The 24499-nt window shown below is 61.3% G+C and carries 23 protein-coding genes; 5 read left to right on the top strand and 18 right to left on the bottom strand.

Annotation, left to right across the window (positions count from 1 at the left end):
• The first annotated feature begins 3 nt into the window (after window positions 1–3).
• The 3 genes from ACCD02_RS29585 to recR all read left to right on the top strand — a co-directional run bounded on the left by ACCD02_RS29585 (window position 4) and on the right by recR (window position 5473).
• Window positions 4–3663 carry a CHASE domain-containing protein gene (locus ACCD02_RS29585; RefSeq protein ID WP_413309701.1) on the top strand — a complete coding sequence of 1220 codons (3660 nt, stop codon included), beginning with the start codon at window positions 4–6 and terminating at the stop codon, window positions 3661–3663.
• Window positions 3664–3773: 110 nt separating this feature from the next.
• Window positions 3774–4808 (top strand): NADP-dependent oxidoreductase, encoded by a 1035-nt coding sequence (locus ACCD02_RS29580; protein WP_413309699.1) that lies wholly within the window; start codon window positions 3774–3776, stop codon window positions 4806–4808.
• A 62-nt stretch (window positions 4809–4870) separates the two neighbouring features.
• The gene (gene recR, locus ACCD02_RS29575; protein ID WP_413309697.1) at window positions 4871–5473 is read left to right on the top strand and encodes a recombination mediator RecR; all 603 of its coding nucleotides are present in this window, start codon (window positions 4871–4873) and stop codon (window positions 5471–5473) included.
• 161 nt (window positions 5474–5634) lie between these two features.
• On the opposite strand, the gene ACCD02_RS29570 is transcribed toward recR, so the two are convergent.
• A complete protein-coding gene (locus ACCD02_RS29570; protein ID WP_413309695.1) occupies window positions 5635–6183 on the bottom strand; it encodes an adenine phosphoribosyltransferase in 549 nt (182 codons plus the stop codon).
• A 75-nt stretch (window positions 6184–6258) separates the two neighbouring features.
• A complete protein-coding gene (fnr, locus tag ACCD02_RS29565; protein ID WP_413309693.1) occupies window positions 6259–6993 on the bottom strand; it encodes a fumarate/nitrate reduction transcriptional regulator Fnr in 735 nt (244 codons plus the stop codon).
• Window positions 6994–7148: 155 nt separating this feature from the next.
• Here fnr and ACCD02_RS29560 point away from each other — a divergent pair, with 155 nt between their 5' ends.
• Window positions 7149–7625, top strand: coding sequence for a chemotaxis protein (locus tag ACCD02_RS29560; RefSeq protein WP_413309691.1), 477 nt, complete (start codon window positions 7149–7151; stop codon window positions 7623–7625).
• A 161-nt stretch (window positions 7626–7786) separates the two neighbouring features.
• Here ACCD02_RS29560 and hemN read toward each other — a convergent pair whose 3' ends face one another.
• The 14 genes from hemN to ccoN (ACCD02_RS29490) all read right to left on the bottom strand — a co-directional run bounded on the left by hemN (window position 7787) and on the right by ccoN (ACCD02_RS29490) (window position 21949).
• Window positions 7787–9169 (bottom strand): oxygen-independent coproporphyrinogen III oxidase, encoded by a 1383-nt coding sequence (gene hemN / locus ACCD02_RS29555; protein WP_413309689.1) that lies wholly within the window; start codon window positions 9167–9169, stop codon window positions 7787–7789.
• 113 nt (window positions 9170–9282) lie between these two features.
• Window positions 9283–9966, bottom strand: coding sequence for a sulfite exporter TauE/SafE family protein (locus ACCD02_RS29550; protein WP_413309687.1), 684 nt, complete (start codon window positions 9964–9966; stop codon window positions 9283–9285).
• Window positions 9959–10177, bottom strand: coding sequence for a cbb3-type cytochrome oxidase assembly protein CcoS (gene ccoS, locus ACCD02_RS29545; protein WP_413309686.1), 219 nt, complete (start codon window positions 10175–10177; stop codon window positions 9959–9961). Before ccoS ends, ACCD02_RS29550 begins: the two co-directional genes overlap by 8 nt.
• Window positions 10178–10202: 25 nt before the next feature.
• Window positions 10203–12656 carry a heavy metal translocating P-type ATPase gene (locus ACCD02_RS29540; protein ID WP_413309731.1) on the bottom strand — a complete coding sequence of 818 codons (2454 nt, stop codon included), beginning with the start codon at window positions 12654–12656 and terminating at the stop codon, window positions 10203–10205.
• Window positions 12657–12855: 199 nt separating this feature from the next.
• A complete protein-coding gene (locus ACCD02_RS29535) occupies window positions 12856–13404 on the bottom strand; it encodes a FixH family protein (protein ID WP_413309684.1) in 549 nt (182 codons plus the stop codon).
• A 12-nt stretch (window positions 13405–13416) separates the two neighbouring features.
• A complete protein-coding gene (gene ccoG, locus ACCD02_RS29530; protein ID WP_413309682.1) occupies window positions 13417–14832 on the bottom strand; it encodes a cytochrome c oxidase accessory protein CcoG in 1416 nt (471 codons plus the stop codon).
• Between the two features lie 318 nt (window positions 14833–15150).
• Window positions 15151–16128, bottom strand: coding sequence for a cytochrome-c oxidase, cbb3-type subunit III (gene ccoP, locus ACCD02_RS29525; RefSeq protein ID WP_413309680.1), 978 nt, complete (start codon window positions 16126–16128; stop codon window positions 15151–15153).
• Window positions 16125–16316, bottom strand: coding sequence for a cbb3-type cytochrome oxidase subunit 3 (locus ACCD02_RS29520; protein WP_413309729.1), 192 nt, complete (start codon window positions 16314–16316; stop codon window positions 16125–16127). Before ACCD02_RS29520 ends, ccoP (ACCD02_RS29525) begins: the two co-directional genes overlap by 4 nt.
• 5 nt (window positions 16317–16321) lie before the next feature.
• Window positions 16322–16930: a cytochrome-c oxidase, cbb3-type subunit II gene (gene ccoO / locus ACCD02_RS29515; RefSeq protein WP_413309678.1), complete on the bottom strand. Its 609-nt coding sequence runs from the start codon at window positions 16928–16930 to the stop codon at window positions 16322–16324.
• Window positions 16930–18372, bottom strand: a complete 1443-nt coding sequence (gene ccoN, locus ACCD02_RS29510; protein WP_413309676.1) for a cytochrome-c oxidase, cbb3-type subunit I — start codon at window positions 18370–18372, stop codon at window positions 16930–16932. Before ccoN (ACCD02_RS29510) ends, ccoO (ACCD02_RS29515) begins: the two co-directional genes overlap by 1 nt.
• A gap of 364 nt (window positions 18373–18736) precedes the next feature.
• Window positions 18737–19690 (bottom strand): cytochrome-c oxidase, cbb3-type subunit III, encoded by a 954-nt coding sequence (gene ccoP, locus ACCD02_RS29505; RefSeq protein ID WP_413309674.1) that lies wholly within the window; start codon window positions 19688–19690, stop codon window positions 18737–18739.
• Window positions 19687–19902, bottom strand: coding sequence for a cbb3-type cytochrome oxidase subunit 3 (locus ACCD02_RS29500; RefSeq protein WP_413309672.1), 216 nt, complete (start codon window positions 19900–19902; stop codon window positions 19687–19689). Before ACCD02_RS29500 ends, ccoP (ACCD02_RS29505) begins: the two co-directional genes overlap by 4 nt.
• Window positions 19903–19905: 3 nt before the next feature.
• A complete protein-coding gene (ccoO, locus tag ACCD02_RS29495; RefSeq protein ID WP_413309671.1) occupies window positions 19906–20514 on the bottom strand; it encodes a cytochrome-c oxidase, cbb3-type subunit II in 609 nt (202 codons plus the stop codon).
• A gap of 10 nt (window positions 20515–20524) precedes the next feature.
• On the bottom strand, window positions 20525–21949 hold the full coding sequence (gene ccoN, locus ACCD02_RS29490; protein WP_413309669.1) for a cytochrome-c oxidase, cbb3-type subunit I: 1425 nt from the start codon (window positions 21947–21949) through the stop codon (window positions 20525–20527).
• Between the two features lie 90 nt (window positions 21950–22039).
• Between ccoN (ACCD02_RS29490) and ACCD02_RS29485 the strand changes: the two genes are divergently transcribed.
• On the top strand, window positions 22040–22735 hold the full coding sequence (locus ACCD02_RS29485) for an alpha/beta family hydrolase (protein WP_413309667.1): 696 nt from the start codon (window positions 22040–22042) through the stop codon (window positions 22733–22735).
• Here the strand turns inward: ACCD02_RS29485 and ACCD02_RS29480 are convergent.
• Both ACCD02_RS29480 and ACCD02_RS29475 read right to left on the bottom strand, forming a co-directional pair.
• Entirely contained in the window at window positions 22721–23197 is a 477-nt protein-coding gene (locus tag ACCD02_RS29480) for a hypothetical protein (RefSeq protein ID WP_413309665.1), read from the bottom strand. The two genes, ACCD02_RS29485 and ACCD02_RS29480, sit on opposite strands and share 15 nt — an antisense overlap.
• Window positions 23198–23275: 78 nt before the next feature.
• Window positions 23276–24499 (bottom strand): Ig-like domain-containing protein (locus tag ACCD02_RS29475; RefSeq protein WP_413309663.1); only part of this gene is annotated, 1224 nt, incomplete at its 5' end.

Below are 24499 nucleotides of genomic sequence, written 5' to 3'. Positions count from 1 at the left end.
TCCATGACCAGGGTGGCCTTCCTGATCGGCATCCTGCTCAGTGGGTTGGCGGCCTGGCAGGTGCAGCGCAATAACGATGAGCGGGTACGCGAGGCCCTGCAGGTGGAGTTGCAGGAGACGACTCAGGCGGTGTTCACGCGGATCAGCCTCTATGGCTACGGTCTTTACGGCCTGCGCGGCGCCTTGCAGGCGGTGGGCGCTGATGCTTTCAACGAAACGATGTTCCAGCGCTATAGCCAGACGCGCAGTCTGCAGCGCGAATTTCCCGGTGCCCGCGCTTACGGGGTGATTCGTCGCGTGCCCGAGCAACTTGCCCCGGCCTTCGTCCGGCAGATGCGCGAAGCCGGTCGGCCGGACTTCATGATCAGCCAGTTCGAGCCGCGTACCGGTGATCGGTTCGTCATTCAGTACATAGATCCCTTGCAGCCCAATATTCGGGCGCTGGGTGTGGACATCGCCTCTGAACCGGCACGGCGCACGGCTGCCGAGGAGGCCATGCACAGCGGCGAGCCGATGTTGACGGCACCCATCGCACTGGTTCAGGACGGTGGCGAGCAGCAGTCGTTCCTGATGCTGCTGCCCTTCTATGACAGCCTGAACCCGCCAGCAACCCCCGCCGAGCGAGAGCGGCGCCTGCTGGGTTGGACCTTTGCGCCGTTGAATATGGGCGAGGTGCTGGAAAACCTGGGCATTCACACCGTCGGTCTGGGCCTGCGCATCTATGATCGCCAGGCCAATGGCGACGACGTACCCTTCTTCCGCGACCATCGGGCGTCGGTATCCTCGGGCGAGCTGCGCGTCATGCAGCAACAGAACCTCGATCTCTTCGGGCGGCAATGGCGAATCGTGGTGGACGGCTATCAGCTGTTTATCGACAACCTGAATCTGTTTTCCCCCTATAGCGCACTGCTGATGGGCGTGTTGCTGACGTCGCTGCTCTGTGCCCTGGTGTCGATGCTGCAGGTCGCCAATCAGCGGCGTCAGGATATCGCCTCCGAACAGGCCAGGTTGGCGGCGATTGTTGAAAGCTCGTCGGACGGTATTATCGGCAAGGACCTGAACGGTGTCGTGACCAGTTGGAACAAGGGCGCCGAACAGATCTTCGGGCATACCGCCGAGCAGGCTGTCGGGCAGCGCCTCGCCATGCTGATTGTGCCCGCGACCATGCAGGATCAGGAGTTCGATATCCTGCGTCAGGTGGGGCGTGGCGAGCGCGTACCCCATTTCGAGACCCTGCGCCTGCACCGCGACGGGCATCTGGTGGATGTCTCGGTGGCGGTTTCGCCCATCCATGACGGCCATGGACGGGTAATTGGTGCGTCGAAAACCGTGCGCGATATATCCGTGCAAAAGGCCGCACAGGCCAGTATTCAGGCCCTGTATGCCGATCTGGAGCGGCAGGTGGAGCAACGCACCGCCGAGCTGACTCAGGCCAAGCAACTGGCTGACGGCGCCAATGCTGCCAAGTCCTCGTTCCTGGCCAATATGAGCCATGAAATCCGCACGCCGCTCAATGCGATCCTCGGCATGCTGCAACTGATCCGCCAGACCCCGCTGAATTTCCGCCAGAACGACTATGCCTGCAAGGCGCAGTCGGCAGCCCGCTCATTGCTGGCGCTGCTCAACGATATCCTCGATTTTTCCAAGATCGAGGCCGGCAAGCTGGTGCTGGAGCCGCATCCGTTCGAGCTGGAAAAGCTCATGCGCGAACTGGGCGATGTGCTGACCGGCAATCAGGGTGACAAGGTGATCGAGGTGATTTTCGACCTTGATCCGACCCTGCCCAGCGTGCTGTTTGGCGACAGCCTGCGCCTGCAGCAGGTGCTGATCAACCTGGCCGGCAATGCCTTGAAGTTTACCTTGCAGGGGCATGTCATCGTCAGCGTCAAGGCACTTGGCCGCGCAGAGAGCACGGTGACCCTGCGTCTCAGCGTGACGGACACCGGCATCGGTATCCATGACGACCAGTTGGAGCGGATCTTCGAAGGCTTCGCCCAGGCTGAAGCCTCTACCACCCGGCGTTTCGGCGGCACAGGGCTTGGACTGGTGATCTGCAAGCGTCTGGTGGGGTTGATGGGCAGCCAGTTGCAGGTGGCCAGTGAAGTCGGTCGAGGCAGTCGCTTCTGGTTCGATATCGAACTCGGCGTGCGTCGACATTCGCCACTCAAGGCTTCCTGTCCAGCGGTCGGGCGGGATTTGCGTGTGCTGGTCGCCGATGACAACGCCGTCGCAGGCGAATTGCTCAGCAGCACCATCATCGCCCTGGGCTGGCGGGTCGATTGGGTCAGCAATGGCCGTCAGGCGGTGGAGCGGGTCTTTCAGTCCAGCAGGGAGGGGCAGCCTTACGACGTGGTGCTGATGGACTGGCGCATGCCGGAGCTGGATGGCCTGGCAGCGGCCGGGGTGATTCATGAATCGGTGGAGCTGGCCAATCAGCCCGTGATCATCATGGTCACGGCGTTCGGTCGGGAAATGCTCGACGATGACAAGTCCCGTCGTGATCCGCAGCAGGTGAATTTCCTGACCAAACCGCTGACCCCGCAGCAGTTGGCTGACGCCGTACAAAGGGCGTTGGAGGGCAAGTCCGATATTGCCGTGGTGCCTTGCGTTCATGCCCCGGCCCGACGTCGCCTGGAGGGCTTGCATCTGCTGGTGGTAGAGGATAACGAGCTGAACCGCCAGGTCGCCGCTGAGCTGTTGGGCCTGGAAGGTGCCAGCGTAGACCTGGCCGAAGGCGGCTTGCAGGGGGTCGAACAGGCATTGACCGCCTCGCCGCCGTTCGATGCGGTGATCATGGATGTGCAGATGCCGGATATCGATGGCCTGGAGGCAACCCGCAGGATTCGCGCCCATACCGGTTTTACCAATTTACCGATCCTGGCCATGACCGCCAATGTCTCGCCGGGCGATCGCGCCCTGTGCCTGGAAGCCGGGATGAACGGGCACGTGGGCAAGCCCATCGATATCAATCAGGTAGTGCAGATGCTGCTTAAGCTGACGACGCACTATCGCCTTGAACACCCCCCCATCCATGAAGAACAGTCGTCTACGCAAGAGGTGAGCGCGGTTGAAGCACCGGACTCGATCCGCAACCGTTTCGGCGGCAATCTGCATCTGTTTCAGCGCCTGCTGAAGACCTTTCGCGTCGATGCGCTGCGGCATCTGGCTGAACTGGAACGGCTGCTGGAGCATCCTGATACGGCAGCGGCCCTGGTGGTGCTGCATACTCTCAAGGGCAGTGCTGGCAGCATGGGCGCCAAGGCTCTTTACCTGAGGGTGTGGGAACTGGAAGCGCAGCTGCGCGATCCTGATCATCCACAGATGTTCGAAGGCGCACAACTCGATGAACTCAAGGCTCTGACGGATCAGTGCAGTGCTCAGCTCAGTGCCTGGGTCGAAGACTGCCTCGACGAGATGCCGCCTTCTGCCCTGATGACCGCCTGGTCCATGACGCCCCGGCAATGGCACGACGAACTGGAGCGGATCCTGCCCCTGTTGGAAAGTCGCAATATGCGAGCGGTGGAGTGGTCGGACGAGTTGCTGGGCGATGTCGGCTCGTGCTGGGACCGGCGCTTTTTGTCCTTGGTCGAGCAGATACAGACCCTGGAATTCGAAAAGGCTGCCGAGACGGTGCGGCAGTTGCTGGCCGAATCTGATCAGTGACAGATCGTCATGCTATCGTGAAGCTTTTGGGGTGATGTGTCAGAACGAACGCCGGGGTCAGACTGCGGTCTGCACTCTATCGCCTTGAAGGTCTTCTCAGGAGCTGCCCGATGTCGCAAGAATTGATCCTCAACCAACGTATTGTCCTGGCCTCCCGCCCCCACGGCGCACCGACCCCGGAGAACTTCCGCCTGGAGCGCGAGGCATTGCCGGAGCTGGAGGAGGGGCAGGTGCAACTGCGTACCCTGTACCTGTCCCTCGACCCCTATATGCGCGGGCGAATGAGCGATGCACCGTCCTACGCCGACCCGGTGGCAATCGACGCAGTAATGGAAGGTGGCGCCGTCAGTGTGGTCGAACAATCGCGCAACCCTGCGTTCAAAGTGGGTGATCAGGTGGTCGGCCAGACCGGCTGGCAGACCCACAGCCTGTCCGATGGCAAGAATCTCATGCGCGTGCCCGAGGGTGTGCCCAGCCCGTCCATGGCGGTCGGGGTACTCGGCATGCCGGGTATCACCGGCTATATGGGCCTGATGGATATTGGCCAGCCCAAGGCCGGTGAGACCCTGGTCGTGGCCGCTGCAACCGGTGCAGTGGGTACGGTGGTCGGCCAGGTCGCCAGGCTCAAGGGCCTGCGCGTCGTCGGCGTGGCCGGTGGCGCTGACAAATGTCGCTATGCCGTGGAAGAACTGGGCTTCGATGCCTGTATCGACCACAAGGCCGAAGACTTTGCCGCACAACTGGCCCAGGCCTGCCCGGCGGGAATCGACATTTATTTCGAGCTGGTCGGTGGCAAGGTCCTCGAAGCTGTAGTACCGCTGCTCAATACCCATGCGCGGATCCCACTGTGTGGAGTCATTGCCCAGTACAACGCCACCAGCCTGCCGGATGGCCCGGACAAGCTGCCCTTGCTGATGCGCACCCTGCTGACCAAGCGTGCGCGAATCCAGGGCTTTATCGTCTACGAGCAGTATTACCATCGCCTCGACGAGTTCATGCAGGCGATGGTGCCGCTTGTGCGTGAAGGCAAGGTACGGCTGCGTGAAGACGTGGTCGAAGGTCTGGAGCAAGCGCCCGAGGCCTTTATCGGCCTGTTGCAGGGGCATAACTTCGGCAAACTTGTGGTCAAGGTCTCCGAGGCCTGAATTGACGCTCACCCAAGGCGCGGGTATAAACCGCGTCTTGTGTTTTTGCCGGACTTTTCGCCATGAGCTTCAGCCCCCTGATTCGCCAACTGATCGACGCCCTGCGCATCCTGCCAGGCGTGGGGCAGAAAACCGCCCAGCGCATGGCTCTGCAACTGCTGGAGCGTGATCGCAGCGGCGGCGCGCGTCTGGCCCAGGCCCTGAGCCAGGCCATGGAGGGGGTTGGCCACTGTCGCCTGTGCCGGACCCTGACTGAAGACGACCTGTGCCCGCAGTGTTCCGACGTGCGCCGCGATGACACGCTATTGTGTGTGGTCGAAGGACCGATGGATGTCTATGCCGTAGAGCAGACCGGTTACCGCGGCCGGTACTTCGTTCTCAAGGGCCATCTGTCGCCCCTCGATGGCCTTGGCCCTGAAGCCATCGGCATCCCCCAGTTACTGGCGCGGATCGAAGAGCAGGGCAGCTTCACTGAAGTGATCCTGGCCACCAACCCGACGGTTGAAGGCGAGGCCACGGCCCACTACATCGCGCAATTGCTGACCAATAAAGGCCTGATCGCCTCGCGTATCGCTCACGGCGTACCGCTGGGTGGTGAGCTGGAACTGGTCGACGGCGGCACCCTGGCGCATTCGTTTGCCGGGCGTAAGCCGATCGCTTTGTAGGCCTCTCTTTGTGGGGAGAGGCAATTGTGGGAGCGAATTCATTCGCGAAAGCGGTATTTCAGGCGATACAAATGCGTCGAATGTACTGGCCTCTTCGCGAATGAATTCGCTCCCACAGAGGTCCCTTTCACCATTCACCCCACACGCTATCCTTGCGCCGGTTATTTCTCGTCCAACCCAAACTGCGTCAGGCAGAACGTTGGCACCAGCATGGCTTGCAGGCGTTTGGAGCCGCCCAGTTCCGGCAGGTCGATGATCGAGGCGGCTTCATGGATGCGCGCGCCCATGCGTCGGACCAGATTGGCCGCAGCGATCAGGGTGCCGCCGGTGGCGATCAGATCATCGAACATCACCACCGAGTCGCCATCGCACAGGCTGTCGACATGGACTTGCAGCAGGGCTTCGCCGTATTCGGTCTGATAGGCCTCGGACAGCACGTCAGCTGGCAGCTTGCCTTGCTTGCGGAACAGGATCAGCGGCTTGTTCAGCTCGTAGGCCACCACTGAACCGATCAGGAAGCCACGGGCATCCATTGCCCCGACATGGCTGAAGTCGGCGTCGATATAGCGCTGGACGAAGCTGTCCATCACCTGGCGCATGGCCTTGGGCGACTGAAACAGAGGCGTGATGTCGCGGAAAATCACGCCCGGCTTGGGGAAATCCACAACCGGGCGAATCAGGGACTTGAAGTGCGGTTCGTCAAAAATCATCGAAGAGTGATCCAGAGCAATGAGGGCTGGCAACGTTTCGCTAGTCTAATCCCCTCAGGCTCTAAATCACACGTTTCAGCTCTCTATGGCACCACCGGCCAACGCACACAGCTGAATCGGGTCGAGGATGTGGATTTCCTTGCCCTCTGCGGCGATCAGTTCGTTTTGCTGGAAGCGGGTGAAGACCCGGGATACGGTCTCGACTGCCAAACCCAGGTGATTGCCGATTTCATTGCGCGACATGCTCAGACGGAACTGGTTGGCCGAGAAACCACGGGCACGGAAACGTGCCGAGAGGTTGACCAGAAAGGTGGCGATACGCTCGTCGGCGGTTTTCTTCGACAACAGCAGCATCATTTGCTGATCGTCGCGAATTTCGCGGCTCATGACTCGCATCAACTGCCGACGCAGCTGCGGCAGCTGGACCGAGAGTTCGTCGAGGCGTTCGAAAGGGATTTCGCAGACTGAGGTGGTTTCCAAAGCCTGGGCCGATACCGGATAGGCCTCCGAATCCATGCCCGACATACCGACCAGTTCGCTCGGCAGGTGAAAGCCGGTCAACTGCTCTTCGCCACCGTCGCTGATACTGAAGGTTTTCAGCGCGCCGGAGCGTACCGCGTACACCGATGCAAAGGTGTCGCCCTGGCGGAACAGGAACTCGCCTTTTTTCAGGGGACGACCGCGTTTGACGATCTCGTCCAGCGCATCCATGTCCTCCAGATTCAAGGACAGTGGCAGGCATAACGGGGCCAGGCTGCAATCCTTGCAATGAGCCTGGTTATGGGTACGCACTTTGACGGGCTCGGACATCACTTCATTCCTTGTAGGAAATCACTCATAGGTTGTAAGGGTAACTCACCGGCAGTGGTTCCGACCAGTGCCCGAAAGTTCACCACGGCACTCAAACTTATGGTCCGGGGGCCGATAGCAAGAGAGTCATGTGCTTTTCAAGCCGGAGCGTTTCCATGCAGTCCATAGGTCCAAGCATTCTCGCCACCTTGGGTATACGCCCGGCCACCCCTGATGGCAAGTCGACCAAGACCTCGTCGGCGGTGGCTGAGCAGCCGGCCAAAACGGGTATTCAGGTTGACCTGTCGGCACTCGGCAAAGCCCAGGCGGCCAAGGCTCTTGCCGGGCACTCCGAATACGCGGATATCGAGCAAAGCGGGCTGCCGGATTCCGTGCAGAAGACGCTGCGGGCGGTGCGCGATACGCAGAAGAGGATCGAGCAGTTCAACCAGCAGCTGCAAACAGCGCTCAAGGATCAGAGCCTCACGCCGGATATGCGCCAGGCCCGCACTGCAGGTCTGCAGACCATGCTGGGCGCCTTGCAGCGACAGGTGGCCAACTCCACCAGCGACCTTTCGTCGCAGATGAGCAGGCTGGAATTGAGCCAGAGCGACAAGGTCAAGGCAGGGATGCTGGTGCTGGCAAAGATGTGATGGGGCACTGTGGGAGCGAATTCATTCGCGAAGACGGTATCTCGGTGCATGGAGATGCGTTGGATGTACCGGCCCATTCGCGAATGAATTCGCTCCCACAATCGCCTCCACTCACACCCTGCCAAGACTTTGCTACGCGCAAGCGTGGCGTCAGAAACACCTCAGATCACCCGGGAAAACCGCTGGCGGTTCTGTTGGGTCAGGTAAGCATCGAATACCATGCACACCGAGCGCACCAGCAACCGACCGGCGGGCTGCACTTCGATGCCGGCGTCGTCGATGGTTATCAGACCGTCGGTAGTCATTTCTTCCAGTAACGGCCATACCTCGCTGAAGTAATCGCGGAAGTTGATCGCGAATTCATTCTCGATGGTGGCAAATTCCAGGGTGAAATGGCAGATCAACTGCTGGATCACCGCCCGGCGAATCCGGTCGTCGGCATTGCATTGCAGGCCACGCTTGGTCGCCAGTTGATCGCTGGCCAGCAGTGCCTGATAGTCATTCAGGTCGCTGCTGTTCTGCGTATACAGATCGCCGATCTGGCTGATTGCCGAGACACCGAGACCGATCAGGTCGCAGTGACCGTGGGTGGTGTAGCCCTGGAAGTTGCGTTGCAGGGTCAATTCTTCCTGAGCCACGGCGAGTTCGTCATCGGGCAGGGCAAAGTGGTCCATGCCGATATAGCGATATCCCGCCTTGGTCAACTGGTCGATGGTGCGCTCCAGCATCTGCAGCTTTTGCTCAGGAGACGGCAGGTCATTGCTGTCGATGCGTCGCTGCGGCATGAAACGCTCCGGCAGGTGCGCATAGTTGAACACTGACAGACGGTCCGGTTGCAGGGTGATGACTTCTTCCACCGTACGGGCGAAGGCCTCCGGCGTCTGCATGGGCAGGCCGTAGATCAGGTCGATATTCACTGAGCGAAATTGCAGGGTGTGGGCAGCGTCGACGATGGCCCGGGTTTCCTCCAGGCTTTGCAGGCGATTGACCGCCCGCTGCACGTCCGGATCGAGATCCTGCACACCGAGACTGACCCGATTGAAGCCCAGTTCACGCAGCAGGCCCATGGTCGACCAGTCGGCCTCCCGCGGATCGATCTCGATGCCATAGTCGCCGGAGTCGTCATCCAGCAGGTTGAAGTGCTTACGCAGGTGGGCCATCAACTGGCGCAGTTCGTCGTGGCTGAGAAAGGTTGGTGTGCCGCCGCCGAAGTGCAGCTGCTCGACAACCTGGCCAGGATCGAGATGGCAGGCGAGCATCTGGATTTCGTGTTCCAGGCGTTGCAGATAGGGCTGGGCGCGGCCGCGGTCCTTGGTAATGACTTTGTTGCAGGCGCAGTAGTAGCAAATGTTGGCGCAGAACGGGATATGCACGTACAGCGACAGCGGGCGCATGGCCTTGCGGCTGTCGCGCAGGGCATGGAGCAGGTCAAATGCGCCTACTTGCGTGTGAAATTGCACTGCGGTCGGGTAGGACGTGTAGCGCGGTCCCGCCGAGTCGTAGCGGCGGATCAAATCAGAGTCCCAACGAATGGCGTCGAGCATGCGGGTATTCCCCCGGATAGGCTTGCAGTGCGTGTCAGTCTAGGGAATGTGTTTTCGGGGAGTCTTGATTTGGGTCAAGGCGCTTTTTAGCTTCATGTTTGTATGAAGTTTTCTTAATGTCCCATCAGCCAGTGCTGGTGCGGACCGGGCATGGTCCACAGACCAAAGAGAATCACCAGCAGACCGCTGGCCATGCGCACGCCACGTTTGCGCAGCAGAGCGGTGGTGTGTTCGGCGGCCAGACCCGTGGCCAGGAGGATGGGCCAGGTGCCGATGCCGAAGGCCAGCATCAGCAAGGCGCTGTTGACGGCATTACCCTGACTGGCCGCCCACAGCAGCGTGCTGTAGACCAGCCCGCACGGCAGCCAGCCCCACAGCGCGCCCAGGAGCATCGCCCGGGGCAGGCTCGACACCGGCAGCAACCGACTGGCAACCGGCTGGATATGCCGCCACAGGCTGCGGCCGAGCCCTTCGACACGGGTCAGGCCGCTCCACCAACCGGCCAGGTACAGGCCCATGGCGATCAACAGCAGCGCGGCGATGACTCGCATCAGGGTCGCGGCCGGGCTATTGGCCACTGCCCAGCCTGCGAGACCGGTCAGCAGCCCGGCAGTGGCGTAGCTGAGCACCCGCCCCAGGTTATAGGCGAGCAGCAGGCGAAAGCGTCGGCTGCGCTGTTCTTTGGGGATGGCCAGGGTCAGCGCGCCCATCAGGCCACCGCACATGCCCAGACAGTGACCTGCGCCCAACAGACCCAGAATCAACGCCGACAGCAGCAGCGGGACCAGCTCAGGCATGGGGGCGCGGCTCGTCTTTATTCGGTTTGCCGGCGCTGGATGGATGGCTCATTGCAGCCTGATGGTTGGGGTCCAGATCATCGAACAGGATGCTGTGGGCCGGGCTTTCCAGGTCATCGTACTGGCCGCTGTCCACGGCCCAGAAGAAGATGCGCACGGCGATGGCGACGATCAGCAGTGCCGCAGGAATCATGATGTAGAGCGCAGGCATGGAGCCTCCCAGCGGGTCCGGCGAGTCAAGTCGCCAGTACCGGATTAACAGAATTGACAGCGATGCTGCTGCGGGCCTGGGGCAGGCGGGTCAGGCGCAAGGCATTGAGGACCACGGTCAGGGAGCTGATGGACATGCCGATCGCGGCCCACACCGGGGTGATCCAGCCCAGTGCGGCAAAGGGCAGCATAAGGCCATTGTAGAGCCCGGCCCACAGCAGGTTCTCGATAATAACCCGGCGCGTGCGTCGCGCCAGACGGAAGGCTTCGACCAGGGCTTGCAGACGATTGCCCAGCAGCACGGCATCGGCGCTGGTTTTCGCCAGGTCCGTGGCCGACCCCATGGCCACACTGATGTCGGCGGCGGCCAGCACCGGTACGTCGTTGACCCCGTCGCCGAGCATCAGCACTTTGCGTCCCTGTTGGTGCAATTGATGCAGCACCGCGAGCTTGTCCGCCGGGCGCAGACCGCCCCGGGCTTCGTCGATGCCCAGTTCGTGAGCGACGCTGGCGACCATGGGTGAACTGTCGCCGGACAGCAGCAGGGTTTTCCAGCCTCGGGCCTGGCAGGCTTGCAGCAGCTCGAGGGCGTCTTCGCGCAGGCGGTCGTCGAGAATGAACCAGGCCAGCGGCCCCTGGGTGTCGCCCAGCAACAGGCACTGGCCCGTTGTATCGGGCATGGCCAGCAGGTCGCTGGCACTCAGGGCGCAGACAAACCCCGGCTGGCCGATGCGCAGACGCCGTTCGCCCACAGTTCCTTCCAGCCCTTCACCGGGGCGGCTGTGGACATTCTCGGCAGCGACGGGGGCGCGTCCGAAGGCGCGGGCGATCAGGTGTTCCGAGCGGTTTTCCAGGGCGGCGGCGAGATCCAGGCAAGTGTTGGCATCCAGGCTGCCCAGCGGCTTGATGCTGCGCAGGGTCAGGCGGCCTTCGGTAAGGGTGCCGGTCTTGTCGAAGATGACCGTGTCGATCTGGTTCAGGCCTTCGAGCACATGGCCACGGGTCAGCAGCAGGCCAAGTTTGTGCAGGGTACCGGTGGCGGCGGTCAGGGCCGTGGGGGTGGCCAGGGACAGCGCGCAGGGGCAGGTGGCGACCAGCATCGACAGGACAATCCAGAACGCCCGGGCCGGTTCCAGATACCACCAGAGCAGGCCGATGAACACCACGGCCAGCAAGGAAAACAGCAGAAACCATTGCGATGCGCGGTCGGCGATCTCGGCCAGACGGGGCTTTTCGCCCTGGGCGCGGTCGAGCAGGCGGACGATGGCCGACAGCCGGGTGTCCTTGCCCAGGGCCAGGACTTCCACCGTCAGGGCGCCTTCGACATTCAGGGTGCCGGCGGTGACCGGATCACCGGCATGACGCGGTTGCGGCAGGTATTCGCCGGTCAGCAGTGACTCATCGACACTGGACTGGCCCTGAAGAATCCGCCCGTCAGCAGGAATAACCGCGCCGGGGTGGACCAGCACCTGGTCATTGATGTGTAACTCACTGAGCAGAATGCGCTCGCTCTGGCCATCGGCACTCAGGCGCAGGCAGGAGGCCGGCAGCAGGTTGACCAATTGCGCGGTGGCTGCCGCCGTGCGCTCCCGGGCGCGGCGTTCCAGGTAGCGACCGGTGAGCAGGAACAGGGCAAACATGCCCACGGCATCGAAATACAGCTCGCCACTGCCGGTCACGGCAGTCCAGATCCCCGCCAGGTAGGTGCTGCCGATGGCCAGGGACACCGAGACATCCATGGTCAGGTGGCGCGTGCGCAGGTCGCGCAGGGCGCCGTGGAAAAACGGCGCACAGCTATAGAACACAATGGGTGTGGTCAGGAACAGCGCGACCCAACGCAGGATCGTATGCATTTCGGGGCTGAGATCGATATTGAATTCCGGCCAGGTCGCCATGGTGGCCATCATCGCCTGGAACCACAGCAGGCCCGCGACGCCCAACTGTCGCAAGGCCCGGCGGTTTTCCCCGGCCAGTTGCTCGGCGGCGCGGTCGGCCTGCCACGGATGGGCGGCGTAGCCGATGCTGCGCAGTTCGGCGAGCAGTTGGCTCAGGGGTAACCGGTTGTCGACCCAGCGCACATGCAGGCGATGGTTGGACAGGTTCAGCCGCGCTTCGGCCACGGCGGGCAGGCGTGATAGATGACGCTCGATCAGCCAGCCACAGGCGGCACAGCTGATGCCTTCCATCATCAGGGTGGCTTCGCTCAACTCGCCATCATGCTGAACGAAAGGCGCCTGAACATCAGCACGGTCGTACAGGGCCAACTCGTCGACCAGTTGCACCGGCAGTGCTTCGGGATTGGATGACGCCTCGCTGCGATGGCTGTAATAGCTTTCCAGACCACCGGCAACGATGGCTTCGGCCACGGCCTGGCAACCCGGGCAGCACATCTCCCGGGTTGCCCCGAGGATGACTGTGGTAAAGCGACTGCCGGGGGGAACGGGCAGGGCGCAGTGGTAGCAAGGCGTGGGTTGGGTCATGACGATACGGTGGATGCGCTCTTGAGCAAGGTTGAGATGGGTCTTTTTAGACACACCACTGTTTCCGGGGGGATTATTGTGGGAGCGAATTCATTCGCGAAAGCTGTAGTTCAGACGCCGAAAATACGTTGAATGTACCGACCTCTTCGCGAATGAATTCGCTCCCACAGTTCGCTCCTGCAACTCGATTCCATCCCTGTCAATTATCGATATCTTCCGCCCCCTGGATCGGTTCGTCACCCAGAGTCAGGTCTTTAACGTGGCTGACCTGTTCTTCCTCGAACAGGCGCCAGGTCTGGCCGTTTTCAACGCCCATCAACTCGACGAAGCGGCGACCTTCGATCTTGTCTGGCAACTGGCCAATGTAGCGACCGGCTTCACTCGGGCTGCGGTTGAGGATGATCTTGCGATCCTTCTCCGGTTGGGTCGGCGACATCAGGTTCAGTTGCAGGCTGTCGGGCTGGCTGTTGCCGCTCAGGCGCAGTTCCAGCTCGCCGGTCACCTCGTCCAGGTGCAGGCTGGCGTGCAGCTTGAGGGACTGGGCCAGGCGCTCGCGGTCCAGGGAGCGATTGATGCCCTTGCCCGCTTCGTAATAGTTGTCGTTGACCAGGTTGTCCGGGTGCTTCACGGCAATCACCACCATGGACAGGGTCAGGGTGACCGAGCAGGTGAGGATGCCGATCAGGATCCAGGGCCAGAGTTGCTTGTACCAGGGGCTGGGTGCCGGTGCCGAAGTCGGTGCGTACATGACAAAGTTCTCTTAACGAATCTGTGGGCCGATAAACCGGCTCTTGGCTTCAACGTGGGTGCTGCTGTCGTCCGCGTCCTTGAGGCTGAAAATCACTTCGTTGGTACTCGATGGCAGCTGTTCCGGGGCGCTGGACAACTCGACCGGCATACTGAGGATCTCGCCGGCCGGTACACGGATCTCGCGCCGTCCTTGCAATTTCAGGTCAGGCAGGCCGGACGCATCGAGCACATAGGTGTGATCGACCTGATCCTTGTTCATGATTTTCAGGGTGTAGACGTTTTCGATCCGCCCTTCGGCGTTTTCCCGGTACAGCACGCGATCCTTGCTGATGTCGAAACCCACCAGCGAGCGAACGAAAAAGGCGCTGACCAGCAGGCCGATCATTGCCAGCAGCACGACGGCGTAACCGATCAGGCGCGGGCGAAGTTTGTGGGTGACCTGGCCCGACAGGTTGTGCTCGGTGGTGTAGCTGATCAGGCCGCGCGGGTAATGCATCTTGTCCATGATGGTGTCGCAGGCGTCGATGCAGGCGGCACAGCCGATGCACTCGATCTGCAGGCCGTCGCGAATGTCGATGCCGGTGGGGCAGACCTGGACACACATGGTGCAGTCGATGCAGTCGCCCAGACCCTGGGCTTTGTAGTCCGCATCCTTTTTGCGTGTGCCGCGTTTCTCACCACGCCGTGGGTCGTAAGAGACGATCAGGGTGTCCTTGTCGAACATCACGCTCTGGAACCGCGCATAGGGACACATGTAGATGCACACCTGCTCGCGCAGCCAGCCAGCGTTGCCGTAAGTGGCCAGGGTGAAGAAGCCGACCCAGAAGTAGGACCAGCCATCGGCCTGGCCACTGAAGAAGTCGATGACCAGCTCACGAATCGGCGCGAAGTAGCCGACGAAGGTCAGTCCGGTGACGAAACCGATAATCAGCCACAGGCTGTGTTTGCCCAGCTTGCGGACGAACTTGTTGGCGCTCATGGGCGCCTTGTCCAGCTTGATGCGCTGGTTGCGATCGCCTTCGGTGACCTTCTCGCACCACATGAAGATCCAGGTCCAGACGCTTTGCGGGCAGGTATAGCCGCACCAGACACGGCCGGCGAACACGGTAATGAAGAACAGGCCGAAAGCGGCGACGATCAGCAGGCCCGACAGCAGGATAAAGTCCTGCGGCCAGATGGTGGCGCCGAAAATATAGAACTTGCGCTCCGGCAGGTTCCACCAGACGGCCTGATGACCGCCCCAGTCGAGCCAGACCGTACCGAAATAAAGAAGAAACAGCAGGGCGCCACCGGCCATGCGCAAGTTACGGAAAATACCGGTAAAGGCCCGGGTGTAGATCTTCTCTCGCGATGCATAAAGATCGACAGTCGTCGTGTCTTTCTCGGGTGGAGGGGTGATGTTTTGGACCGGAATCTGGTTACTCATCGGAGCGTCCCACGGCAGTGGAAAAATGCCTCAGCCAGTACGTGCCGACTGCGGTCAGAAGGTGCTGCTTTTGTGCCGTCAATGATACGCCTGTCACTCTAACGCAAGGCTGCGGCCTGTGGTCGCGTTGGGCTCCAGCGAATGATGGTGTAAGTGATCCAGGTCAATTGACGTGTTAATTATGGTTGGTTTTTCGCGGATTAAAGATCAATACGATGGTAGGGCGATGAAATAAAACAGCTCGTCATACGATGCTGATGTGGGACCGGCTAAAGCCGGTCCCACAAGTCTCATTCCAATTCAAATGGTTGAGCTGATCTATTTGCTCTCGCCGGGTTTTTCTCCATGGGACAGGCTATAGACATACGCCGCCAGCAGATGAACCTTGTCATTACCCTGCAACAGTTCCTGGGCGGGCATCTGGCCCTGGCGGCCGTAGCGAATGGTCTGTTGCAATTGGGCGAAGCTGGAGCCGTAGATGAACGCCGCCGGATGGGTCAGGTCGGGCGCGCCCATGGCGGCGGTGCCCTTGCCTTCGGGGCCGTGACAGGCGGCGCAATTGGCGGCAAACAGCTTCTGCCCGGCGGCCGGGTCGGCCTTGGCGTCGTCGGGCAGTTTGCGTCCGTCCAGTTGGCTGACGACAAACGCGGCGACGTCGCGCACGCCTTGTTCGCCGATCACTTCACCCCACGCTGGCATCACTGCATGCCGACCACCCATGATGGTGGTCTTGATGGTCTGCGCATCACCGCCCCAGCGCCAGTCGGCGTCGGTCAGGTTAGGGAAACCGTAGGCACCCTTGGCGTCGGAGCCGTGACACACCGAGCAGTTGGAGGCGAACAGGCGGGCGCCCATTTTCAGGGCCTGGGGATCCTTGGCCACTTCCTCGATGGGCATGGCGGCGAAACGGGCGAAGATCGGCCCGAACCTGGCCTCTGAGCGGGCCATTTCCTTCTCCCATTCATGCACGCCGGTCCAGCCCTGCTGGCCATTGGAGAAGGCCACCTGCTTGTCGTTGTCGACATAGTCGTAGCCGGGCAGCAGGCCCTTCCAGTTGCCCAGGCCGGGGTAGAGGACCAGGTAGCCGAGGGCGAAGATGATGGTGCCGACGAACAGCATGAACCACCAGCGCGGCAGCGGGTTGTCGTACTCCTCGATGCCGTCGAAAGAGTGGCCGACGGTCTGATCGGTTTCCGAGCTGCGCTGGCCCTTGCGCGTAGCCAGCAGCAGCCAGGTCAGGGCGAAGATGGTGCCCAGGCTGAGGACCGTGACATACAGACTCCAGAACGTACTCATGCCTTGTCTCTCCCGGCGGCCCTGGCTTGCTCGACCTTGCGGATGGCCTCGGGGTCATCGGCAAACGGCAGCAGGGTTGCATCTTCGAATTCAGATTTGCGCCTGGGGCTGAACACCCACAGTGCCAGACCAATGAAAGCCACCATCACGACGAGGGTGCCCAGGCCACGAATCATGCCGATATCCATCATGCTCACCGTTTGCTCTTGATAAGGGTGCCCAGGCCTTGCAGGTAGGCCACCAGTGCATCCATTTCGGTCTTGCCTTTGACGGCGTCCCGCGCCCCGGCGATGTCTTCGTCGGTGTACGGCACGCCCAGGCTGCGCAGCACCTCGAGCTTTTTCGCGGTGTCCTTGCCATCCAGCTTGTGTTCGACGAGGAACGGATAGGCCGGCATGATCGATTCCGGCACCACGTTGCGCGGGTTGTACAGGTGCGCCCGATGCCAGTCATCGGAGTAGCGCCCGCCGACCCGGGCCAGGTCCGGACCGGTACGCTTGGAACCCCACAGGAACGGGTGATCCCAGACACTTTCCCCGGCTACCGAATAGTGGCCATAGCGTTCGGTTTCGGCGCGGAACGGACGGATCATCTGCGAGTGACAGCCGACGCAACCGTTGGCGATGAACACATCGCGGCCTTCCACTTCCAGCGCCGGGCGCGGCTTCATACCCTCGATGGGCTTGTTGGTGACGTCCTGGAAAAACAGCGGGACGATCTGGGTCAGGCCGCCGATGCTGACGGCGATGACCATGAAGAAGGCCAGCAGGCCAATGTTCTTTTCAACGACTTCGTGTTTCATCAGTGCGCCCCCACGACAGCGATCTGCGCAGCGGCTTCGGCTTCTTCAGGATTCGACGCACGCACGGTGCGCCATACGTTGTAGGCCATCAGCAGCATGCCGCTGGCGAAGAAGGCGCCGCCCAGGGCGCGGACGATATAGCCCGGATGGCTGGCCTGGAGCGCTTCGACGAAGGAATAGGTGAGGGTGCCGTCATCGTTGATGGCACGCCACATCAGGCCCTGAGTGATGCCATTGACCCACATCGAGGCGATGTAGAGCACGGTGCCGATGGTGGCCAGCCAGAAGTGTGCGTTGATCAGGCCGATGCTGTGCATCTGCGGGCGCCCGAAGATTTTCGGGATCATGTGGTAGATCGCGCCAATGGAGATCATCGCCACCCAGCCCAGGGCCCCGGCGTGGACGTGGCCGATGGTCCAGTCGGTGTAGTGGGACAGGGCATTGACGGTCTTGATTGCCATCATCGGCCCCTCGAAGGTCGACATGCCATAGAAGGCCAGGGACACCACGAGGAAGCGCAGGATCGGGTCGACGCGCAATTTATGCCAGGCGCCCGAGAGGGTCATCATGCCGTTGATCATGCCGCCCCAGCTCGGTGCCAGGAGAATGATCGACATCACCATGCCCAACGACTGCGCCCAGTCCGGCAGCGCGGTGTAATGCAGGTGGTGGGGACCTGCCCAGATATACAGGGTGATCAGCGCCCAGAAATGCACGATGGACAGGCGATAGGAATAGATCGGGCGCTCGGCCTGTTTCGGCACGAAGTAATACATCATCCCGAGAAAGCCCGTGGTCAGGAAGAAGCCCACGGCGTTGTGCCCGTACCACCACTGGATCATCGCGTCGGTGGCGCCGGAGTAGGCCGAGTAGGACTTGAAGAAACTCACCGGCAGGGAGATATGGTTGACGATATGCAGCATCGCCGTGACCAGGATAAAGGCCCCGTAGAACCAGTTGCCGACATAGATGTGCCTGGTCTTGCGCTTGACGATGGTGCCGAAGAACACCACTGCATAGGTGATCCAGACCACGGCCAGCAAAATGGCCAGGGGCCATTCCAGTTCGGCGTATTCCTTGGTGGTGGTGTAACCCATGGGCAGGGTGATCAGGGCCCCGACTATGACCGCCTGCCAGCCCCAGAAGTGAAACGCCGCCATGCTGTCGGAAATCAGCCGCACCTGACAGGTGCGCTGCACCACGTAATAAGAGGTGGCGAACAGCGCACAACCGCCGAAGGCGAAGATCACAAGGTTGGTGTGCAACGGTCGCAGGCGGCCGAAACTGGTCCATTCCAGGCCGAAGTTCAGGTCAGGCCAGACCAGTTGCGAGGCGATGAAGACGCCCAGGCCCATGCCAAGAATCCCCCAGACCACCGTCATGATGGCGAACTGACGGACGACCTTATAGTTATAAGCCGTCGGACTTGTTGCTGTGCTCATTCTAAGGTTCCACGGTTTGGCTATTTATTAGAGTTCGAACCGGGCGCATCGAAGGCGGGTGAGTGCTCGACGGCCCTGTCTGACGGTTCCCTGGCAAGCGCACGCAAGCGGGACACGTTTTAGCAGACCGAGGAAGACGGGGCAGGTCGAGTGGCGTGTGAGTCCTGAATCAGGAACTTCCCTTCACTTGGCCTGTGGCCAGCAAATGCCGGTCCACTATGGGGGCAAGCTTAGTCGTGATCGACAGGTGTGGGAAGTCGATGGCAAGGCAACTGCGACACTTGGTCGCGCGATGCCTACAAATGAAAACTGCCGCGCTCCATTGCGGAGTGCGGCAGTCAGGGTGCAGGCGTGAGAGCGAGGCTTAAGGTTGCTTCTGTGCCGTCTTGCCCGCGGGTTGATCAGGACCGTTGGACAGGCTGTACACATAAGCGGCCAGCAATTGCACTTTGTCGTTACCCAACAATTCAGACTGGGCGGGCATATGGCCCTGGCGACCCAGACGAATGGTCTGTTGCAACTGTGCCAGGCTGCTGCCGTAGATGAAACCGCCCGGTTGTGTGAGGTTTGGGGCGCCCATGGCTTCGGTACCCTGGCCTGTGGCACCGTGACAAGCTACACAGGTGGTGCTGAACACTTGCTGTCCGGCAGCCAGGTTGGCTGTGTCATCGGCTGCCAGCGGCAGGCCCGCCAGGGATTTACGCACATAGGCCGCCACGTTCTTCACGCCTTCTTCGCCGATGACCGGGCCCCAGGCCGGCATCATCGCCATACGACCGCCCATGATGGTGGTCTTGATGGTGTCCGGGTTACCGCCCCAGCGCCAGATAGTGTCGGTCAGGTTAGGGAAGCCATAGGCACCCTTGGCATCGGAACCGTGGCACACGGAACAGTTGGACGCGAACAACCGGCCACCCATTTTCAGTGCCTGTGGATCCTTGGCCACTTCAGCGACCGGCATGGCGGCGAACTTGGCGAAAATCGGGCCGAACCTGGCATCCGCCTTGTCCATTTCCTTTTCCCACTCGTGAACGCCGGTCCAGCCATTGTCGTAGCCTGGCAGGACGCCTTTCCAGTTGCCCAGGCCCGGGTAGAGGATCAGGTAGCCGACGGCGAATACCAGCGTGCCGGCGAACAGCATGAACCACCATTGCGGCAGTGGGTTGTCGTACTCCTCGATGCCATCGAAGCTGTGCCCCATGGTCTGGTCGACACTGCCCTTGGTCTCGCTCTTGCGTGTACCGATCAACAGCCAGGTCAGGCCGATCAGGCTGCCAAGGGTCAGCACGCAGATGTATGTGCTCCAAAAGGTGGTCATGGCTGCTTGCTCCGCACGACGGGTTGTTCTGCTTCGGGTTTTTCTGTTCCGGCCGGGTTCACAGATGGTGGCAACGGCTCATCCGCGAAGGGCGCCATGCGCGCCTCGGCGAATGCCGGATTGCGTTTGCCGCTGAACACCCAGAGGGCCAGGCCGATGAATGCGATCGCGACCACCAGTGTGCCGAGTCCGCGCAAGTCTCCGATATCCATGGCTTACCTCTTGCTCTTGATCGAAGTGCCGAGCACTTGCAGGTAGGAAACCAGGGCGTCCAGTTCGGTCTTGCCTTTCACCGAAGCGACTGCACCCGCGATGTCGGCGTCGGTGTACGGCACGCCCAGGGAGCGCATGGCCTTGACCTTGGCTTCGGTATGACTGCTGTCGAGCGGGGAGGCGCCCAGCCATGGGTAGGCTGGCATCTTCGACTCAGGCACGACGTTGCGCGGGTTGTACAAGTGCGCACGGTGCCAATCGTCGGAATAGCGGCCGCCGACCCGGGCCAGGTCCGGACCGGTACGCTTGGAACCCCACAGGAACGGATGGTCCCAGACGCTTTCACCGGCAACCGAGTAGTGACCATAACGTTCGGTTTCGGCGCGGAACGGACGGATCATCTGCGAGTGGCAACCGACGCAGCCTTCACGGATATAGATGTCGCGACCTTCCAGTTGCAGCGCGGTGTAGGGCTTCATGCCTTCGACCGGCTTATTGGTGACGTCCTGAAAGAACAGCGGAACGATCTGGGTCAGGCCGCCGATGCTGACGGCCAGGACCATCAGGATCATCAGCAGGCCGACGTTTTTCTCGATGACTTCATGTTTCATGACTAGCTCCTCAGGCCATCTGCGCGGCGGCGGCTGCTTCGGCGGGGTTGGATTCCCGCACGGTGCGCCAGGTGTTGTAAGCCATCAGCAGCATGCCGCTGAGGAAGATCACACCGCCGACCAGGCGCACGATGTAGCCTGGATGGCTGGCCACCAGTGTTTCGACGAAGGAGTAGGTCAGGGTGCCGTCCTCGTTCACTGCACGCCACATCAGGCCTTGAGTGATGCCGTTGACCCACATCGACGCGATGTAGAGCACGGTGCCGATGGTGGCGAGCCAGAAGTGCGCGTTGATCAGGCCGACGCTGTGCATCTGCTGACGACCAAAGACTTTCGGGATCATGTGGTACAGCGCGCCGATGGAGATCATCGCCACCCAGCCCAGGGCACCGGCGTGTACGTGGCCGATGGTCCAGTCGGTGTAGTGGGACAGGGCGTTGACGGTCTTGATCGCCATCATCGGACCTTCGAAGGTCGACATGCCGTAGAACGCCAGGGACACCACGAGGAAGCGCAGGATCGGGTCGCTGCGCAACTTATGCCAGGCGCCCGACAGGGTCATCATGCCGTTGATCATGCCGCCCCAGCTCGGTGCCAGCAGCACCAGCGACATCACCATGCCCAGAGACTGCGCCCAGTCCGGCAGCGCGGTGTAGTGCAGGTGGTGGGGACCGGCCCAGATGTACAGGGTGATCAGTGCCCAGAAGTGCACGATGGACAGGCGATAGGAATACACCGGACGCTCGGACTGCTTGGGTACGAAGTAGTACATCATCCCCAGGAAGCCCGCAGTCAGGAAGAAGCCCACGGCGTTGTGGCCGTACCACCATTGCACCATGGCATCGGTCGCACCGGCATACACCGAGTAGGACTTGGTCATGCTGACCGGCAGTTCCAGGTTGTTGACGATATGCAGAATGGCCACGGTGATAATGAACGCACCGAAGAACCAGTTACCGACATAAATGTGCTTGGTGGTGCGCTTGGCCAGGGTGCCGAAGAACACGATGGCGTAGGCGACCCAGACAATGGTGATCAGGATATCGATCGGCCATTCCAGCTCGGCGTATTCCTTGGAGCTGGTGTAGCCCAGCGGCAGCGAGATGGCCGCCAGCAGGATTACCAGTTGCCAGCCCCAGAACGTGAACGCTGCCAGGGCCGGCGAGAACAGCCGGGTCTGGCAGGTACGTTGTACGGAGTAGTAGCTGCTGGCGAACAGCGCACAGCCACCGAACGCGAAAATCACCGCGTTGGTGTGCAGCGGGCGTAATCGGCCGAAGCTTGTCCAGGGTAAGTCGAAGTTGAGTTCGGGCCATACCAGTTGGGCGGCGATAAAGACGCCGAGCCCCATCCCGACAATCCCCCAGACCACCGTCATAATGGCGAACTGGCGGACCACCTGATAGTTATAGGCGGTACTGTTAGTTGTGTTCATTTAGGTGTTTTTCCCATCCAGCTTGGTCGGGGCCATTACGCACGGTTATAGCTCCGGGTTATTGGCAGACTCATCAAAAGCGAGGCAAGCATGAGCACTGAGTCAAATACCGGTATTGACGGGGATCAATGCGCGCAACTGGCGCAGGACAATGGCTGGCTGTGGCATGCAGCCAGGCAGGACACGGCGGGCCGCCCGGCAGCGACCCTGATCCTCGCTCATGGCGCGGGCGCGCCCATGGACAGCGATTTCATGAACGACATCGCTGCACGCCTTGTCCTGCAAGGGGTGAGCGTGATGCGCTTTGAATTTCCCTACATGGCCCAACGGCGCCAGGGAGGTGGCAAACGGCCACCCAATCCCCAGGCTCAATTGCTTGATCATTGGCGCGAGGTTTATGGCCAAGTGCGACCCCATGTCACTGGGTCTTTGGCCATTGGTGGCAAGTCCATGGGCGGGCGCATGGCCAGCCTGCTGGCCGATGAGCTGAAGGTCGGTGGCCTGGTGTGCCTGGGCTATCCATTCTATGCCGTCGGCAAACCGGAAAAACCCCGGGTCGCACACCTGGCCGAACTGCGTACGCCGACCCTGATCGTCCAGGGCGAGCGCGATGCCTTGGGCAGTCGGCAGGCGGTGGCCGATTACAGCTTGTCCCCGGCCATTGAGGTGCGGTGGATACCCACCGCCAACCACGATCTCAAACCCTTGAAGGCGTCGGGTTTGAGCCAGTCGCAATGCCTGGACAACACGGCCGTGGCGGTCGCGCAGTTTCTATTTCGAGGCTGACAGGCTGCAATAAAGGTCAAACACGCCCTCGGTGACCTCGAAATCCACCGCTGACACACTGAAGCTGAATTGCCCGGCCAGCTTGCGCCGGTCCAGATCGGCTTCGGTAAGGATCAGGCTGCCGGTCTGGAAGTGCGCCGAGTGGTAAATGACATTGCTCGACGAATGGGGCGACTGGTTGTAGACGATCCTGATACGTGGGTCATTGGCGATATCGTACTCACCGGGCTCGATATCGTGATCGAGAAACAGCCCGATACTGGCGCGCCGGTTGGCGACCTTGCCGTCGGCAATCACCTTCCAGATCCAGTGGCTGGGCACGCTGCCCAGCTCGGGGCGCAAGGTCAGGCTGCCCAGCAGCGAGGTGAGTTGCAGAGGGTTATTGTTGACCATGGCCTGAAAGCGACCGGGGTTGGATGCGGGGCGAGTCATGGATTTTGCGGATTGTGCAGTAGCGCTCATGCGTGTGCTCTTGGAGATGTGTTCAGGGATACAAGGGCGCTACCGCAAGGTAACGCCCCCGTAAACATCAATGGCGTATCAGCGAATACCGACGCCAAGGGCGGAGCTTAAATCCCAGATGCCGTAGGAGGGGACTGCACCTGTGACCAGATCTTTCACCTGCATCATTCTTTTCAGCAGCGCGTGATGACTGACGGTCGAGGTCCAGTAGTAGCCATGGCCCATCGGCCAGCGATTGCCATAGGCACTATGGATCTGTCCCATTTCCTCAAGGGAGGGCACACGGGCCTGATGCCGCGCAGCCATCGCCTCGATCTCGGTGTATTTCCCGCCACCCAGGCCCAGGCAATGGATGACTCCCGTCACCGTAACCGGATAACTCAAGCTCGCGCCCTGGCTGTCGGTCACCGAAATAGTCGCCGTGCCCTTGCCGCGCACCGACGTCAGGCCATTGCCATCGACCACGGCTACCCGCTCGTCACTGGAGCGATAGGTATAAGGCGGTCGACCACCACTGGCCACGCGATGTAGCGTCGTGCCTGCCGGGAAGACGGGCAGTACGTCGACGTAGTCCGGCAGCAGGTAAACCTTGCCGGCGAGGGTCGCCGGGGAGGTATCGAACTCGAGGCCGACGCTGCCCACCACACGCAGGGACAGGTTGGCGGACTGCTGCACCACGCCGTTGGCCCGATGCAGCACATAAGCCACGGTCACCGTCGAGCCCTGATTGGCCCCGACCAGGGCACTGGAAAACAGCACCGGCAACTCCAGCCCCGCCTCGGCAGCGGTGATGACTTTTTCCTTGCTGTCGCTGGCATTGACGCCCTGCCAGTTGACCACCACACGATCGCCGACCCGCAGATTGGCACTGGCATCGATCAGCACCGTAGCGCCATTCAGCGCATTGGCCGGATCCAGCACATCTCCCACCGCTTCCCTGACTCGCGGAACCGGCAGCGGCGCAACCACCGCCAACTGCAACTTGACCAGCACCGGCGCCGCACTCATGGACAGATTGCCCGCCAGATCGGTCACGGTGTAATGCACCGGTGCCTCAATGTCGCCAATGGACTCCAGAAACGTCCGGCTGAAGTCCACCATCACCCGCCTGAGACCCATATCGTCCTCACCCACAATCGCCTCTGGCCCAGGCCGACCATTCCAGAAGGTCTGGATACGGTCGAGACTGGCCATGCCGTTATAACCGGCGATGGTGCCTTGCAGAACATTGCCCATGGCTTCCAGCTCGTCGCTGGTCAGACCGTCGAGGGCAGCGGCGGGGAAGATGATGGGGGCCAGCAG

It is taken from the genome of Pseudomonas sp. Pseusp88 (genome assembly GCF_047303955.1).
Lineage (GTDB): Bacteria > Pseudomonadota > Gammaproteobacteria > Pseudomonadales > Pseudomonadaceae > Aquipseudomonas.
This window is presented reverse-complemented; position numbering and strand designations above follow the sequence as displayed.